Below are 15,901 nucleotides of genomic sequence, written 5' to 3' on the forward strand. Positions count from 1 at the left end.
AAGAAGGTCTGCGCTTTGCGATTCGCGAAGGTGGCCGTACCGTAGGTGCAGGTGTGGTTTCTTCTATCATCGCTTAAGTTTAGAGGCCAATAGCTCAATTGGTAGAGTATCGGTCTCCAAAACCGAGGGTTGGGGGTTCGAGACCCTCTTGGCCTGCCAAATAAAAAATTAACCGGCCTTGTGCCGGTTAATTTTTTTGTACTTAAGTTTTAAGATTATCTAGAATTAATTATATGGATCAATGCTGCTATCTAAAATGGATGGTGGGTGGGGCATTGATAAGTGAGTAAAGATGACAGAACATCCGTCTGGACACAAAGAAGGCCATCAGAAAAAGGAAGTAGTGGTAAGCAGTAAGCCAGCTTCTGAAAAGAAAGAAGGTCTGTTTGCATATTTTAAGAGCTCTTGGACCGAGTTTAAGAAAGTGGTTTGGCCGAGTCGGGATGAAGCGGTCAAAATGACTGTATTTGTAATTATCTTTGTTGCGATTTTAGCAGCCTTCATTTATGTGGCAGATACAATTATTTCATGGTTGTTTTTTGATGTTTTATTAAATAGGAAAGGGTAAAGATGTCAAAGCGTTGGTATGTGGTGCAGGCCTATTCCGGTTTTGAAAAAAATGTTCAAAAAACATTGAAAGAGCGTATTGCTCGTGAAAACATGGAAGATTATTTCGGTCAGATTCTTGTGCCCGTTGAGGAAGTAGTAGATATCAAGAATGGTCGAAAAACCATCAGTGAGCGTAAATTCTATCCAGGCTATGTATTGGTCGAAATGGAAATGACTGATGATTCGTGGCACTTGGTTAAGAGCACTCCTCGAGTAAATGGTTTTGTAGGCGGTAGTGGAAATCGCCCGATCCCAATTTCTCAAAAAGATGCGGATGCTATTTTGCAACAAGCTAAGACAGGTGTTGAGAAGCCAAAACCAAAAGTTGAGTTTGAAGTTGGTCAGCAAGTTCGAGTAAACGAAGGCCCATTTGCTGATTTCAACGGTATTGTTGATGAAGTTAATTACGAACGTAATAGACTGCGTGTTTCAGTTCAGATTTTTGGTCGCGAAACACCGGTTGAATTAGAGTTCGGTCAGGTTGAAAAGATTTAAGTGGTTTAATTCGCTTGAAAATTTTTTTTTAAGCGGATATAATCGCGAATTCTGTTTGGGAAGCGGAATGGTTCCGCGTTATACCCGTTTTTAGGAGTCCTTTAAGTGGCAAAGAAAATTATCGGCTACATTAAACTGCAAATTCCTGCAGGTAAAGCCAATCCATCTCCCCCAGTTGGTCCAGCTTTGGGTCAACGTGGTTTGAACATCATGGAATTCTGTAAAGCATTTAATGCTGCAACCCAAGGTATGGAACCTGGTTTGCCAATTCCAGTCGTAATCACTGCATTTGCAGATAAATCATTCACATTTGTGATGAAAACTCCACCAGCTTCTATCTTGTTGAAAAAAGCTGCTGGTCTGCAAAAAGGTAGTTCTAATCCTCTGACTAATAAAGTGGGTAAATTGACCCGTGCTCAGTTGGAAGAAATTGCTAAAACTAAAGAGCCTGATTTGACTGCTGCTGACTTAGATGCGGCTGTTCGTACTATCGCAGGTTCTGCTCGCTCAATGGGCTTGGATGTGGAGGGTGTTGTATAATGGCTAAAGTATCTAAACGCTTGAAAGCTCTTCGCTCTTCTGTTGAAGCTAACAAACTGTACGCAATCGACGAAGCAATTGCTTTGGTTAAAAAAGCTGCTACTGCTAAATTTGATGAGTCTGTTGACGTATCTTTCAACTTGGGTGTTGATCCTCGTAAATCTGACCAAGTTATTCGTGGTTCAGTCGTTCTGCCTAAAGGTACCGGTAAAACAACTCGCGTAGCTGTATTTACACAAGGTGCAAATGCAGAAGCTGCTAAAGAGGCTGGTGCAGATATCGTCGGTTTCGAAGATTTGGCTGCTGAAATCAAAGCTGGTAACCTGAACTTTGACGTTGTTATTGCTTCTCCTGATGCAATGCGTATCGTTGGTCAATTGGGTACTATCTTGGGCCCTCGTGGTCTGATGCCAAACCCTAAAGTAGGTACTGTTACTCCTAACGTTGCTGAAGCAGTTAAAAATGCAAAAGCAGGTCAAGTACAATACCGTACAGATAAAGCCGGTATCGTTCATGCAACTATCGGTCGTGCTTCTTTCGCTGAAGCTGACTTGAAAGAAAACTTCAATGCGTTGCTGGATGCTATCGTTAAAGCCAAACCTGCTGCTGCTAAAGGTCAGTACCTGAAAAAAGTTGCTGTATCCAGCACTATGGGTTTGGGTGTTCGCGTTGATACTGCAAGCGTGAATAACTAAGAAATTTTCAGGTGATCCGGCTTTCTGGATTGCCTGAATTTGGGCTACTTAAAATTAAGTAGATGTCCAAGACCGTAGGGATCGTAAGATTTAATCGTAACTGCCCTACGCAGACGGTAGTCCTGAAACACATTGCAAGATTGCTTGTAAGATGTCTTTTTAGGTTACCGCGCTGGTGGGATATCATTTCGGTATCCTGTTTATAAACAGTGGGAGGTAGACCTTGAGTCTCAATATTGAAACCAAGAAAGTGGCCGTAGAGGAAATTAGCGCAGCTATTGCTAACGCTCAAACTCTCGTAGTCGCTGAATATCGCGGTATCAGTGTTTCCAGCATGACTGAGCTTCGTGCGAATGCACGTAAAGAAGGCGTGTACTTGCGTGTTCTGAAAAATACTCTGGCTCGTCGCGCAGTAGAGGGTACTTCATTCGCAGCTTTGGCCGATCAAATGGTTGGTCCATTGGTTTACGCTGCTTCTGAAGATGCTGTTGCTGCTGCTAAAGTGCTGCACCAATTCGCGAAAAAAGATGACAAAATCATCGTTAAAGCCGGTTCTTACAATGGCGAAGTGATGAATCCTGCTCAGGTTGCTGAGTTGGCTTCTATTCCAAGCCGCGAAGAACTGTTGTCCAAACTGTTGTTCGTTATGCAAGCTCCTGTATCAGGCTTTGCACGTGGTTTGGCTGCTTTGGCAGAGAAAAAAGCCGGCGAAGAAGCCGCTTAATCGATTTTGTTTCATTTAATCAATTATTTTTTAATACAATATTTGGAGTAAAATAGCATGGCTATTACTAAAGAAGACATTTTGGAAGCCGTTGGTTCTTTGACCGTAATGGAATTGAACGATCTGGTTAAAGCTTTTGAAGAGAAATTTGGCGTTTCTGCTGCTGCCGTTGCAGTTGCAGGTCCTGCAGGTGCTGGTGCAGCTGCTGCTGAAGAAAAAACTGAATTTGACGTAGTATTGGCTTCTGCTGGTGATCAAAAAGTTGGCGTGATTAAAGTTGTCCGCGCTATCACTGGCTTGGGTCTGAAAGAAGCTAAAGACATCGTTGACGGTGCACCTAAAACTCTGAAAGAAGGTGTTTCTAAAGCTGAAGCTGAAGACATCCAAAAACAACTGGAAGAAGCTGGCGCTAAAGTCGAAATCAAATAATTTGATGCTTCCTGTAAAGGCTGGCAGTTTTCTGCCAGCCTTATTTTGCTTCTTAAAATAAGCATTAGGCATTGTTTACATTTATTTGCATAGTTTTTATAAAATCATTGCAAATAAATGTAAATATTAAGTTGATGCATGCCGTTGTTTTAGACGGCCTATTATTTAAAATTGCTTTTCGGAGTGTATATGAGCTATTCGTTTACCGAGAAAAAACGTATCCGTAAGAGTTTTGCAAAGCGAGAGAATGTCTTGGATGTTCCTTTCCTGCTGGCAACCCAAATTGATTCTTATGCGAAATTTTTACAGTTGGAAAACGCTTTTGACCAACGTACTGATGATGGTCTGCAAGCAGCATTCAATTCTATTTTCCCGATTGTGAGCCATAATGGTTATGCACGATTGGAGTTTGTGCATTACACATTGGGCGAACCTTTGTTCGATATTCCTGAATGTCAATTGCGCGGTATTACTTATGCGGCTCCATTGCGTGCACGTATCCGTTTGGTGATTTTGGATAAAGAAGCGTCTAAACCGACCGTAAAAGAAGTTCGTGAAAACGAAGTATATATGGGCGAAATTCCGTTGATGACGCCAAGTGGCTCTTTTGTCATCAATGGTACAGAGCGTGTAATTGTTTCCCAGTTGCACCGTTCTCCTGGTGTGTTCTTTGAGCATGACCGTGGTAAAACACATTCTTCCGGTAAGTTGTTGTTCTCTGCTCGTATTATTCCTTACCGTGGTTCATGGTTGGATTTCGAATTTGATCCAAAAGATTTGCTGTATTTCCGTATCGACCGTCGCCGTAAAATGCCGGTTACGATTTTGTTGAAAGCTTTGGGCTATAACAATGAACAAATCTTGGATATTTTCTACGACAAAGAAACTTTCTATTTGTCTTCAAACGGTGTTCAAACTGATCTGGTTGCAGGCCGTCTGAAAGGTGAAACTGCCAAAGTTGACATCTTGGATAAAGAAGGCAATGTACTGGTTGCCAAAGGTAAACGCATTACTGCGAAAAATATCCGTGATATTACCAATGCAGGCTTGACTCGTTTGAATGTAGAGCCAGAAAGCTTGATAGGCAAAGCATTGGCTGCTGACCTGATTGATCCGGAAACCGGTGAAGTATTGGCTTCTGCTAACGATGAAATTACAGAAGAACTGTTGGCTAAACTTGATATCCATGGTGTAAAAGAAATTACGACCCTTTATATCAACGAATTGGATCAAGGCGGTTACATCTCCAGCACTCTGCGTACAGACGAAACTGCTGATCAGCAAGCTGCACGCGTAGCGATTTACCGCATGATGCGTCCTGGCGAACCGCCTACCGAAGAAGCTGTTGAGCAGCTCTTCAACCGCTTGTTCTTCAGTGAAGACAGCTATGATTTGTCTCGCGTAGGCCGTATGAAATTCAATACGCGCACATACGAGCAAAAACTGTCTGAAGCACAACAAAACTCTTGGTATGGCCGTTTGCTGAACGAAACTTTGGCCGGTGCTGCCGAAAAAGGTGGTTACGTTCTGAGCGTTGAAGACATTGTTGCTTCCATTGCTACATTAGTTGAACTGCGTAACGGTCATGGTGAAGTAGACGATATTGATCACTTGGGTAATCGTCGTGTTCGTTCTGTGGGTGAGTTGACTGAAAACCAATTCCGCAGCGGTTTGGCTCGTGTAGAACGTGCAGTTAAAGAGCGTTTGAACCAAGCAGAATCTGAGAACTTGATGCCGCATGACTTGATCAATGCGAAACCTGTTTCTGCCGCGATTAAAGAATTCTTCGGTTCCAGCCAATTGAGCCAATTTATGGATCAGACCAACCCATTGTCTGAAGTAACCCATAAACGCCGTGTATCTGCATTGGGCCCGGGCGGTTTGACTCGCGAACGTGCAGGCTTTGAGGTGCGAGACGTACATCCGACCCACTATGGCCGTGTATGTCCTATTGAAACACCTGAGGGTCCAAACATTGGTTTGATCAACTCATTATCCGTTTATGCGCGTACCAATGATTATGGTTTCTTGGAAACTCCTTACCGCCGTGTTGTCGATGGCAAAGTAACTGAAGAAATCGACTACTTGTCTGCTATCGAAGAAGGCCGTTATGTGATTGCACAGGCGAATGCCGATTTGGACAAAGACGGTAATTTGATTGGCGACTTGGTCACTTGTCGTGAAAAAGGCGAAACCATTATGGCGACGCCTGACCGCGTTCAATATATGGACGTGGCAACCGGTCAAGTGGTATCCGTTGCAGCATCTCTGATTCCATTCTTGGAACATGATGACGCGAACCGTGCATTGATGGGTGCCAACATGCAACGTCAGGCTGTACCGTGTCTGCGCCCTGAAAAACCGATGGTTGGTACCGGTATTGAGCGCTCTGTTGCCGTTGACTCTGCAACTGCAATCGTTGCCCGCCGCGGCGGTGTGGTTGAGTATGTAGATGCCAACCGTGTTGTAGTTCGTGTTCATGATGATGAAGCGACTGCCGGTGAAGTGGGTGTCGATATTTACAACTTGGTTAAATTCACCCGTTCTAACCAATCTACCAACATCAACCAACGTCCGGCCGTAAAAGCAGGCGATGTGTTGCAACGTGGTGACTTGGTGGCCGACGGTGCATCTACCGACTTGGGCGAGTTGGCTTTGGGTCAAAACATGACCATCGCCTTCATGCCATGGAACGGTTACAACTACGAAGACTCGATTCTGATTTCAGAAAAAGTGGCTGCAGACGATCGTTATACTTCGATTCACATTGAAGAGCTGAACGTTGTCGCACGTGACACTAAACTGGGTGCGGAAGACATTACCCGCGATATTCCGAACTTGTCTGAGCGTATGCAAAACCGTTTGGATGAATCCGGTATCGTATATATTGGTGCAGAAGTAGAAGCTGGTGACGTCTTGGTAGGTAAAGTAACACCTAAAGGCGAAACCCAACTGACTCCTGAAGAAAAACTGCTGCGTGCCATCTTCGGTGAAAAAGCGTCTGACGTAAAAGATACTTCATTGCGTATGCCTACCGGCATGAGCGGTACCGTTATCGATGTTCAAGTCTTTACTCGTGAAGGTATTCAACGCGACAAACGTGCTCAATCCATTATTGATTCTGAGCTGAAACGTTACCGTCAAGACTTGAGCGACCAGTTGCGTATTTTTGATAACGACGCATTTGACCGTATCGAGCGTATGATTGTTGGTCAAAAAGCCAATGGTGGTCCGATGAAGCTGGCTAAAGGCAGTGAAATCACTACCGAATATTTGGCGAGCCTGTCCAGCAAACATGATTGGTTTGACATCCGTTTGGCTGACGAAGATTTGGCCAAACAGTTGGAACTGATTAAATTGAGCCTGCAACAAAAACGCGAAGAAGCGGATGAGTTGTATGAGATCAAGAAGAAAAAACTGACCCAAGGCGACGAGCTGCAACCGGGCGTACAAAAAATGGTGAAAGTATTTATCGCCATCAAACGCCGTCTGCAAGCCGGTGACAAAATGGCGGGTCGCCACGGTAACAAAGGTGTGGTATCACGCATTCTGCCGGTGGAAGACATGCCTTACATGGCTGACGGCCGTCCGGTAGACATTGTACTGAACCCATTGGGCGTACCTTCCCGTATGAACATTGGTCAGATTTTGGAAGTTCACTTGGGTTGGGCGGCAAAAGGTATCGGTGAACGCATCGATCGTATGCTGAAAGAGCAACGCAAAGCCAGCGAGCTGCGTGAATTCTTGAACAAACTCTACAACGGTAGCGGTAAGAAAGAAGATTTAGACAGCCTGACAGATGAAGAAATCATCGAATTGGCTTCTAACCTGCGCAAAGGTGCGTCTTTCGCCTCTCCTGTATTCGACGGTGCGAAAGAGTCTGAAATCCGCGAAATGTTGAACTTGGCTTACCCAAGTGAAGATCCTGAGGTTGAGAAACTGGGCTTCAACGACAGTAAAACTCAAATCACGCTGTATGACGGCCGTTCCGGCGAAGCATTTGACCGCAAGGTTACAGTCGGTGTGATGCACTATCTGAAACTGCACCACTTGGTTGACGAAAAAATGCACGCCCGTTCTACCGGTCCATACAGTTTGGTTACCCAGCAGCCTTTGGGCGGTAAAGCTCAGTTCGGTGGCCAACGTTTCGGCGAGATGGAGGTTTGGGCATTGGAAGCATACGGCGCGGCATACACGCTGCAAGAGATGCTGACTGTGAAGTCTGACGACGTGAACGGCCGTACCAAAATGTACGAAAATATCGTCAAAGGTGAACACAAAATCGATGCCGGTATGCCTGAATCCTTCAACGTATTGGTTAAAGAGATTCGCTCACTGGGCTTGGATATCGATTTGGAACGCTACTAAACAGAAGTTTTCAGACGGCCTTTTAAGGTCGTCTGAAAAAGCGGTTTCAGAATAAGAATGAAGCAATCGGCATTTAGGCCATCTGAAATCAAAAGTACCGTTTCCCAATATCGAAAATCCGCCATGCGGTAAAAATACTTCCTTCAAGGAGCAAAAATGAATTTGTTGAACTTATTTAATCCGTTGCAAACTGCCGGCATGGAAGAAGAGTTTGATGCCATCAAAATCGGTATTGCCTCTCCCGAAACCATCCGCTCATGGTCTTATGGCGAAGTTAAAAAACCTGAAACCATCAACTACCGCACGTTCAAACCTGAGCGTGACGGTTTATTCTGTGCCAAAATCTTTGGCCCGGTCAAAGACTATGAATGTTTGTGCGGTAAATACAAACGCTTGAAATTTAAAGGCGTAACCTGTGAAAAATGTGGCGTAGAAGTGACCCTGTCTAAAGTACGCCGCGAACGCATGGGCCACATTGAATTGGCAGCACCAGTTGCCCATATTTGGTTCTTGAAATCCCTGCCTTCCCGCTTGGGTATGGTACTGGACATGACTTTGCGCGATATCGAACGCGTATTGTACTTTGAAGCATTTGTGGTAACCGATCCCGGCATGACTCCGTTGCAACGTCGTCAATTACTGACTGAAGACGATTACTACAACAAACTGGACGAATACGGCGACGACTTCGATGCCAAAATGGGTGCAGAAGGTATCCGTGAATTGTTGCGCACCTTGGATATTACCGGCGAAATCGAAATCCTGCGTCAAGAGCTGGAATCTACCGGTTCTGACACCAAAATTAAAAAAATTGCCAAACGTTTGAAAGTATTGGAAGCTTTCCACCGTTCCGGTATGAAACTGGAATGGATGATTATGGACGTGCTGCCGGTATTGCCGCCTGATTTGCGTCCGTTGGTTCCATTGGATGGTGGTCGTTTTGCCACTTCCGATTTGAACGATTTGTACCGCCGCGTTATTAACCGTAACAACCGTCTGAAACGTCTGTTGGAACTGCATGCGCCTGACATCATCGTTCGTAACGAAAAACGTATGTTGCAAGAAGCAGTTGACTCTCTGTTGGATAACGGCCGTCGCGGTAAAGCCATGACCGGCGCCAACAAACGTCCGCTGAAATCATTGGCTGACATGATTAAAGGTAAAGGCGGCCGCTTCCGTCAAAACCTGCTGGGTAAACGTGTGGACTACTCTGGTCGTTCCGTGATTACCGTAGGTCCATACCTGCGTCTGCACCAATGTGGTCTGCCGAAAAAAATGGCGTTGGAACTGTTCAAACCATTCATTTTCCACAAATTGGAAAAACAAGGTTTGGCGTCTACCGTTAAAGCTGCGAAAAAATTGGTAGAACAAGAAGTACCTGAAGTATGGGATATCTTGGAAGAAGTGATCCGCGAACATCCGATTATGCTGAACCGTGCGCCAACCCTGCACCGTTTGGGTATTCAAGCGTTCGAACCTATCCTGATCGAAGGTAAAGCGATTCAGTTGCACCCATTGGTGTGTGCCGCATTTAACGCCGACTTTGACGGTGACCAAATGGCTGTACACGTTCCATTGAGCTTGGAAGCACAAATGGAAGCACGCACGCTGATGCTGGCTTCAAACAACGTATTGTCTCCAGCCAACGGCGAACCAATCATCGTACCTTCTCAAGATATCGTATTGGGTCTGTACTACATGACCCGCGACCGTATCAATGCCAAAGGCGAAGGCAGCCTGTTTGCCGATGTGAAAGAAGTGCATCGTGCATACCATACCAAACAGGTTGAACTGGGTACGAAAATTACCGTACGTCTGCGCGAATGGGTAAAAAACGAAGCAGGTGAGTTTGAGCCTGTCGTTAACCGTTACGAAACGACTGTCGGCCGTGCATTGTTGAGCGAAATCTTGCCTAAAGGCCTGCCGTTCGAGTACATCAACAAAGCGCTGAAGAAAAAAGAAATTTCTAAACTGATTAACGCATCATTCCGTCTGTGCGGTTTGCGTGACACAGTTATTTTTGCCGACCACTTGATGTATACCGGTTTCGGTTTTGCGGCTAAAGGCGGTATTTCCATTGCGGTTGACGATATGGAAATTCCGAAAGAAAAAGCAGCCTTGCTGGCTGAGGCTAATGCCGAAGTTAAAGAAATCGAAGACCAATACCGTCAAGGTTTGGTGACCAACGGCGAACGTTACAACAAAGTGGTCGATATTTGGGGTCGTGCCGGCGATAAGATCGCTAAAGCGATGATGGACAATCTGTCCAAACAAAAAGTTATCGACCGTGACGGCAACGAAGTTGATCAAGAGTCCTTCAACTCTATTTACATGATGGCCGACTCTGGTGCCCGTGGTTCTGCAGCTCAGATTAAACAGTTGTCCGGTATGCGTGGTTTGATGGCCAAACCTGACGGCTCTATTATCGAAACGCCAATTACCTCTAACTTCCGCGAAGGTTTGACTGTATTGCAATACTTTATTGCGACCCACGGTGCGCGTAAAGGTTTGGCGGATACCGCGTTGAAAACGGCAAACTCTGGTTACCTGACCCGTCGTCTGGTAGACGTAACTCAAGACTTGGTCGTTGTTGAAGACGATTGCGGTACTTCAGACGGCTTTGTCATGAAAGCAGTAGTACAAGGCGGTGACGTAATTGAAGCGTTGCGCGATCGTATTTTAGGCCGTGTTACAGCATCAGATGTTGTTGATCCTTCAACTGGCGAGACTTTGGTTGAGGCAGGTACACTGCTGACTGAGAAATTAGTTGATATCATTGACCAATCTGGTGTTGACGAGGTTAAAGTCCGTACGCCAATTACTTGTAAAACCCGTCATGGCTTGTGTGCACACTGTTATGGCCGCGACTTGGCGCGCGGTAAACTGGTTAACGCTGGTGAAGCTGTAGGTGTAATTGCTGCACAATCTATTGGTGAGCCAGGTACTCAGCTGACCATGCGTACGTTCCACATCGGTGGTGCGGCATCTCGTGCGGCTGCTGCCAGTCAAGTGGAAGCCAAATCCAATGGTACAGCTCGTTTCAGCAGCCAAATGCGTTACGTTGCCAACAACAAAGGCGAATTGGTTGTCATTGGCCGCTCTTGTGAAGTAGTGATTCACGACGATATCGGTCGCGAACGTGAACGTCACAAAGTACCTTACGGTGCAATCCTGCTGGTACAAGACGGCGAAGCCATTAAAGCCGGTCAAACTTTGGCAACTTGGGATCCGCATACCCGTCCGATGATCACCGAACACGCAGGTATGGTGAAATTCGAAAACGTGGAAGAGGGTGTTACCGTTGCGAAACAAACTGACGATGTAACCGGTTTGTCTACTTTGGTAGTGATTGACGGCAAACGTCGTTCTTCTAGTGCTTCTAAACTGTTGCGTCCGACTGTCAAACTGTTGGATGAAAATGGTCTGGAAATTTGCATTCCTGGTACGACTACCCCAGTTTCTATGGCATTCCCGGTCGGTGCGGTGATTACTATCCGTGAAGGTCAGGAAGTCGGTAAGGGTGATGTGTTGGCGCGTATTCCACAAGCGTCTTCTAAAACCCGCGATATTACCGGTGGTTTGCCGCGCGTTGCTGAGTTGTTTGAAGCACGCGTGCCGAAAGATGCCGGCATGTTGGCTGAAATTACCGGTACCGTTTCCTTCGGTAAAGAAACCAAAGGTAAACAGCGTCTGATTATTACCGATGTAGACGGTGTAGCATACGAAACGCTGATTTCTAAAGAGAAACAGATTTTGGTACACGACGGTCAAGTGGTAAACCGCGGTGAAACCATCGTGGATGGTGCCGTAGATCCGCATGACATTCTGCGTCTGCAAGGTATCGAAGCATTGGCTCGCTACATTGTTCAAGAGGTACAAGAGGTTTACCGCTTGCAAGGTGTGAAGATTTCCGATAAACACATCGAAGTCATCATCCGCCAAATGCTGCGCCGTGTGAACATTGTGGATGCTGGTGATACAGAGTTTATTACCGGCGAACAAGTTGAGCGTAGCGATGTGATGCTTGCCAATGAGAAAGCCATCGCTGAAGGCAAAGAGCCGGCACGTTATGAAAATGTGTTGTTGGGTATTACCAAAGCTTCCTTGTCTACCGACAGCTTCATTTCTGCAGCATCGTTCCAAGAAACAACCCGCGTCTTGACCGAGGCCGCTATCATGGGCAAACAAGACGAGCTGCGCGGTTTAAAAGAGAACGTGATTGTCGGTCGATTGATTCCTGCCGGTACAGGTTTGACCTACCACCGCAGCCGTCATCAACAATGGCAGCAAGCCGATCAAGTAACTTCTGAAACCGAAGCTTTAGACGAATAATCCCGAGGGATTATTGTGAAAATAAAACCGCAAGCCAGTCTTGCGGTTTTATTTTTTAGAGGACTTAAAAGAGGGTAGAGTTTAAGGCCGTCTGAATAAATAAGGAAAGCAATGGAGAAAATAAGTAGAGAACTAAATTGCGGACTTATTTAAAATGACAAAGGCCGTCTGAATATTTCAGACGGCCTTTGTTTCCAAAATTTAGACATAAATTGGAAAACACCAAACTTTATCAGTCATTTGCTTGACTAAACCCTTGCAATAAAAATATAATTCCAATCTTGTCGACATGGTGTCGGCAAGTATTTAACTCAACAGGACGAGAAAATATGCCAACTATTAACCAATTGGTACGCAAAGGCCGTCAAAAGCCTGTGTACGTAAACAAAGTGCCTGCACTGGAAGCTTGCCCGCAAAAACGTGGCGTCTGCACCCGTGTATACACAACTACCCCTAAAAAACCTAACTCTGCATTGCGTAAAGTATGTAAAGTTCGCCTGACCAACGGTTTTGAAGTAATTTCATATATCGGCGGTGAAGGCCACAACCTGCAAGAGCACAGCGTCGTATTGATTCGCGGCGGTCGTGTAAAAGACTTGCCAGGTGTACGTTACCACACTGTACGCGGTTCTTTGGATACTGCAGGTGTTAAAGACCGTAAACAAGCCCGTTCTAAATACGGTGCTAAGCGTCCTAAATAATTATCGGGACTCAAATAGGCACGTCGGCCGCCTAAGCTGAACAACGGCCGAGTAAGTGAATACTCAATTGGGTATTCATGGGAATTGCCCCAACTGAATAGATTAAAGGAAATTAAAATGCCAAGACGTAGAGAAGTCCCTAAGCGCGACGTACTGCCAGATCCTAAATTCGGCAGCGTTGAGCTGACTAAATTCATGAACGTATTGATGATTGACGGTAAAAAATCTGTTGCAGAACGTATCGTTTACGGTGCGTTGGAGCAAATTGAGAAAAAAACCGGCAAAGTAGCAATTGAAGTATTTAACGAAGCCATTGCAAACGCCAAACCTATCGTGGAAGTGAAAAGCCGCCGTGTAGGTGGTGCAAACTACCAAGTTCCTGTTGAAGTTCGTCCTTCACGTCGTCTGGCCTTGGCAATGCGCTGGGTTCGCGATGCGGCCCGTAAACGTGGTGAGAAATCTATGGACCTGCGTTTGGCAGGCGAATTGATTGATGCGGCTGAAGGTCGTGGCGGTGCGTTGAAAAAACGTGAAGAAGTACACCGCATGGCTGAAGCTAACAAAGCATTCTCTCACTTCCGTTTCTAATATCGAAAGGCTAACAAAATGGCTCGTAAGACCCCTATCAGCCTGTATCGCAATATCGGTATTTCTGCCCATATTGACGCGGGTAAAACAACCACAACAGAACGTATTTTGTTCTATACAGGTTTGACTCATAAATTGGGCGAAGTGCATGACGGCGCGGCTACTACCGACTACATGGAACAAGAGCAAGAGCGTGGTATTACCATTACTTCTGCTGCTGTGACTTCTTATTGGTCTGGTATGGCGAAACAGTTCCCTGAGCACCGTTTCAACATCATCGACACTCCGGGACACGTTGACTTTACTGTAGAGGTAGAGCGTTCTATGCGTGTATTGGACGGCGCGGTAATGGTTTACTGTGCAGTAGGCGGTGTTCAACCTCAATCTGAAACCGTATGGCGTCAAGCTAACAAATACCAAGTACCTCGCTTGGCATTTGTAAACAAAATGGACCGTCAAGGTGCCAACTTCTTCCGCGTTGTTGAGCAAATGAAAACCCGTTTGCGCGCAAACCCAGTACCTATCGTGATTCCGGTTGGTGCGGAAGACAGCTTCAGCGGTGTCGTTGACCTGTTGAAAATGAAATCCATTATTTGGAATGAAGCCGATAAAGGTACAACCTTTACCTATGGCGACATTCCTGCTGAATTGGTTGAGACTGCCGAAGAATGGCGTCAAAACATGATTGAAGCTGCAGCAGAAGCCAGCGAAGAATTGATGGACAAATACTTGGGCGGTGATGAGCTGACTGAAGAAGAAATCGTAGGCGCATTGCGTCAACGTACTTTGGCCGGTGAAATTCAACCAATGTTGTGCGGTTCAGCATTTAAAAACAAAGGTGTTCAACGTATGTTGGATGCAGTTGTAGAATTGCTGCCTGCTCCTACCGACATTCCTCCAGTTCAAGGTGTTAACCCTAACACTGAAGAAGCCGACAGCCGTCAAGCCAGCGATGAAGAGAAATTCTCTGCATTGGCGTTCAAAATGTTGAATGATAAATACGTTGGTCAGCTGACTTTCATCCGCGTTTACTCTGGTGTGGTGAAATCCGGTGATACCGTATTGAACTCTGTAAAAGGTACTCGCGAACGTATCGGTCGCTTGGTGCAAATGACTGCTGCAGACCGTACTGAAATTGAAGAAGTACGCGCTGGTGATATTGCAGCTGCGATCGGTCTTAAAGACGTTACTACTGGTGAGACCTTGTGTGCAGAAAGCGCACCTATCATCTTGGAACGCATGGAATTCCCTGAGCCGGTAATCCATATTGCCGTTGAGCCGAAAACCAAAGCCGACCAAGAGAAAATGGGTATCGCCCTGAACCGTCTGGCGAAAGAAGACCCTTCTTTCCGCGTTCGTACAGACGAAGAGTCCGGTCAAACCATTATTTCTGGTATGGGTGAGCTGCACTTGGAAATTATTGTTGACCGTATGAAACGCGAATTCGGCGTGGAAGCAAACATCGGTGCGCCTCAAGTGGCTTACCGTGAAACCATCCGCAAAGAAGTTGAAGCTGAATACAAACATGCCAAACAATCTGGTGGTAAAGGTCAATACGGTCACGTTGTGATCAAAATGGAACCTATGGAACCAGGTGGTGCGGGCTACGAATTTATCGATGAAATTAAAGGTGGTGTGATTCCTCGCGAATTTATTCCGTCTGTCGATAAAGGTATTCGCGATACTTTGCCTAACGGTATCGTTGCCGGTTACCCAGTAGTTGACGTACGTGTGCGTCTGATCTTCGGTTCTTCACACGATGTTGACTCCTCTCAACTGGCCTTCGAATTGGCTGCGTCTCAAGCCTTCAAAGAAGGTATGCGTAAAGCCAATCCAGCTCTGTTGGAACCAATCATGGCAGTTGAGGTGGAAACACCTGAAGAATACATGGGTGACGTAATGGGCGACTTGAACCGTCGTCGTGGTGTTGTATTGGGTATGGATGATGACGGCATCGGCGGTAAAAAAGTCCGTGCCGAAGTGCCTCTGGCAGAAATGTTCGGTTATTCTACCGACCTGCGTTCTGCAACCCAAGGCCGCGCTACTTACTCTATGGAGTTCAAGAAATATTCTGAAGCTCCTGCCCACATAGCTGCTGCTGTAACTGAAGCCCGTAAAGGCTAATCAGGCAAATAGGTCGTCTGAAAGGCTGAAATGATTTTTCAGACGGCCTCTGTTCTTTAATCGATCTTTAATGTAAAGGAATTAGCTCATGGCTAAGGAAAAATTTGAACGTAGCAAACCGCACGTAAACGTTGGCACCATCGGTCACGTTGACCATGGTAAAACCACTCTGACTGCTGCTTTGACTACTATTTTGGCTAAAAAATTTGGTGGTGCTGCAAAAGCTTACGACCAAATCGACAACGCTCCTGAAGAAAAAGCCCGCGGTATTACCATTAATACCTCACACGTAGAAT

Annotated in this window: 12 protein-coding genes, 1 tRNA gene and 1 pseudogene; all 14 read left to right on the plus strand. The window is 45.8% G+C overall.

Features of this window, described 5'->3' with window-relative positions; translation table 11 throughout:
- A pseudogene (locus HMPREF2952_RS10820) lies at window positions 1-77 on the plus strand (elongation factor Tu); the annotation flags it as partial.
- A gap of 6 nt (window positions 78-83) precedes the next feature.
- Window positions 84-159, plus strand: a tRNA-Trp gene (locus tag HMPREF2952_RS01800).
- 133 nt (window positions 160-292) lie between these two features.
- A complete protein-coding gene (gene secE, locus HMPREF2952_RS01805) occupies window positions 293-568 on the plus strand; it encodes a preprotein translocase subunit SecE (protein ID WP_070695215.1) in 276 nt (91 codons plus the stop codon).
- 2 nt (window positions 569-570) lie between these two features.
- Window positions 571-1,104, plus strand: coding sequence for a transcription termination/antitermination protein NusG (gene nusG / locus HMPREF2952_RS01810; protein WP_003749258.1), 534 nt, complete (start codon window positions 571-573; stop codon window positions 1,102-1,104).
- Window positions 1,105-1,209: 105 nt separating this feature from the next.
- The gene (gene rplK, locus HMPREF2952_RS01815) at window positions 1,210-1,644 is read left to right on the plus strand and encodes a 50S ribosomal protein L11 (RefSeq protein ID WP_002220151.1); all 435 of its coding nucleotides are present in this window, start codon (window positions 1,210-1,212) and stop codon (window positions 1,642-1,644) included.
- Window positions 1,644-2,339: a 50S ribosomal protein L1 gene (gene rplA / locus HMPREF2952_RS01820; protein ID WP_003749260.1), complete on the plus strand. Its 696-nt coding sequence runs from the start codon at window positions 1,644-1,646 to the stop codon at window positions 2,337-2,339. The genes rplK and rplA overlap by 1 nt, the downstream gene beginning before the upstream one ends.
- 223 nt (window positions 2,340-2,562) lie before the next feature.
- Window positions 2,563-3,063 carry a 50S ribosomal protein L10 gene (rplJ, locus tag HMPREF2952_RS01825; RefSeq protein WP_049323748.1) on the plus strand — a complete coding sequence of 167 codons (501 nt, stop codon included), beginning with the start codon at window positions 2,563-2,565 and terminating at the stop codon, window positions 3,061-3,063.
- Between the two features lie 57 nt (window positions 3,064-3,120).
- Window positions 3,121-3,492 (plus strand): 50S ribosomal protein L7/L12, encoded by a 372-nt coding sequence (rplL, locus tag HMPREF2952_RS01830; RefSeq protein WP_003677916.1) that lies wholly within the window; start codon window positions 3,121-3,123, stop codon window positions 3,490-3,492.
- Between the two features lie 189 nt (window positions 3,493-3,681).
- The gene (gene rpoB, locus HMPREF2952_RS01835) at window positions 3,682-7,860 is read left to right on the plus strand and encodes a DNA-directed RNA polymerase subunit beta (protein ID WP_004521091.1); all 4,179 of its coding nucleotides are present in this window, start codon (window positions 3,682-3,684) and stop codon (window positions 7,858-7,860) included.
- A gap of 156 nt (window positions 7,861-8,016) precedes the next feature.
- Window positions 8,017-12,192, plus strand: a complete 4,176-nt coding sequence (rpoC, locus tag HMPREF2952_RS01840; protein WP_004521093.1) for a DNA-directed RNA polymerase subunit beta' — start codon at window positions 8,017-8,019, stop codon at window positions 12,190-12,192.
- Between the two features lie 329 nt (window positions 12,193-12,521).
- Window positions 12,522-12,893, plus strand: coding sequence for a 30S ribosomal protein S12 (gene rpsL / locus HMPREF2952_RS01845; protein WP_002218431.1), 372 nt, complete (start codon window positions 12,522-12,524; stop codon window positions 12,891-12,893).
- 117 nt (window positions 12,894-13,010) lie between these two features.
- Window positions 13,011-13,481: a 30S ribosomal protein S7 gene (gene rpsG, locus HMPREF2952_RS01850; protein WP_002240962.1), complete on the plus strand. Its 471-nt coding sequence runs from the start codon at window positions 13,011-13,013 to the stop codon at window positions 13,479-13,481.
- An 18-nt stretch (window positions 13,482-13,499) separates the two neighbouring features.
- Window positions 13,500-15,605, plus strand: a complete 2,106-nt coding sequence (fusA, locus tag HMPREF2952_RS01855) for an elongation factor G (protein WP_003749269.1) — start codon at window positions 13,500-13,502, stop codon at window positions 15,603-15,605.
- Between the two features lie 88 nt (window positions 15,606-15,693).
- Window positions 15,694-15,901, plus strand: a 208-nt coding sequence (locus HMPREF2952_RS01860) for a GTP-binding protein (protein ID WP_079872993.1), incomplete at its 3' end; no start/stop codon positions are given.

It is taken from the genome of Neisseria sp. HMSC068C12 (assembly GCF_001814095.1).
GTDB classification, from domain to species: domain Bacteria; phylum Pseudomonadota; class Gammaproteobacteria; order Burkholderiales; family Neisseriaceae; genus Neisseria; species Neisseria perflava.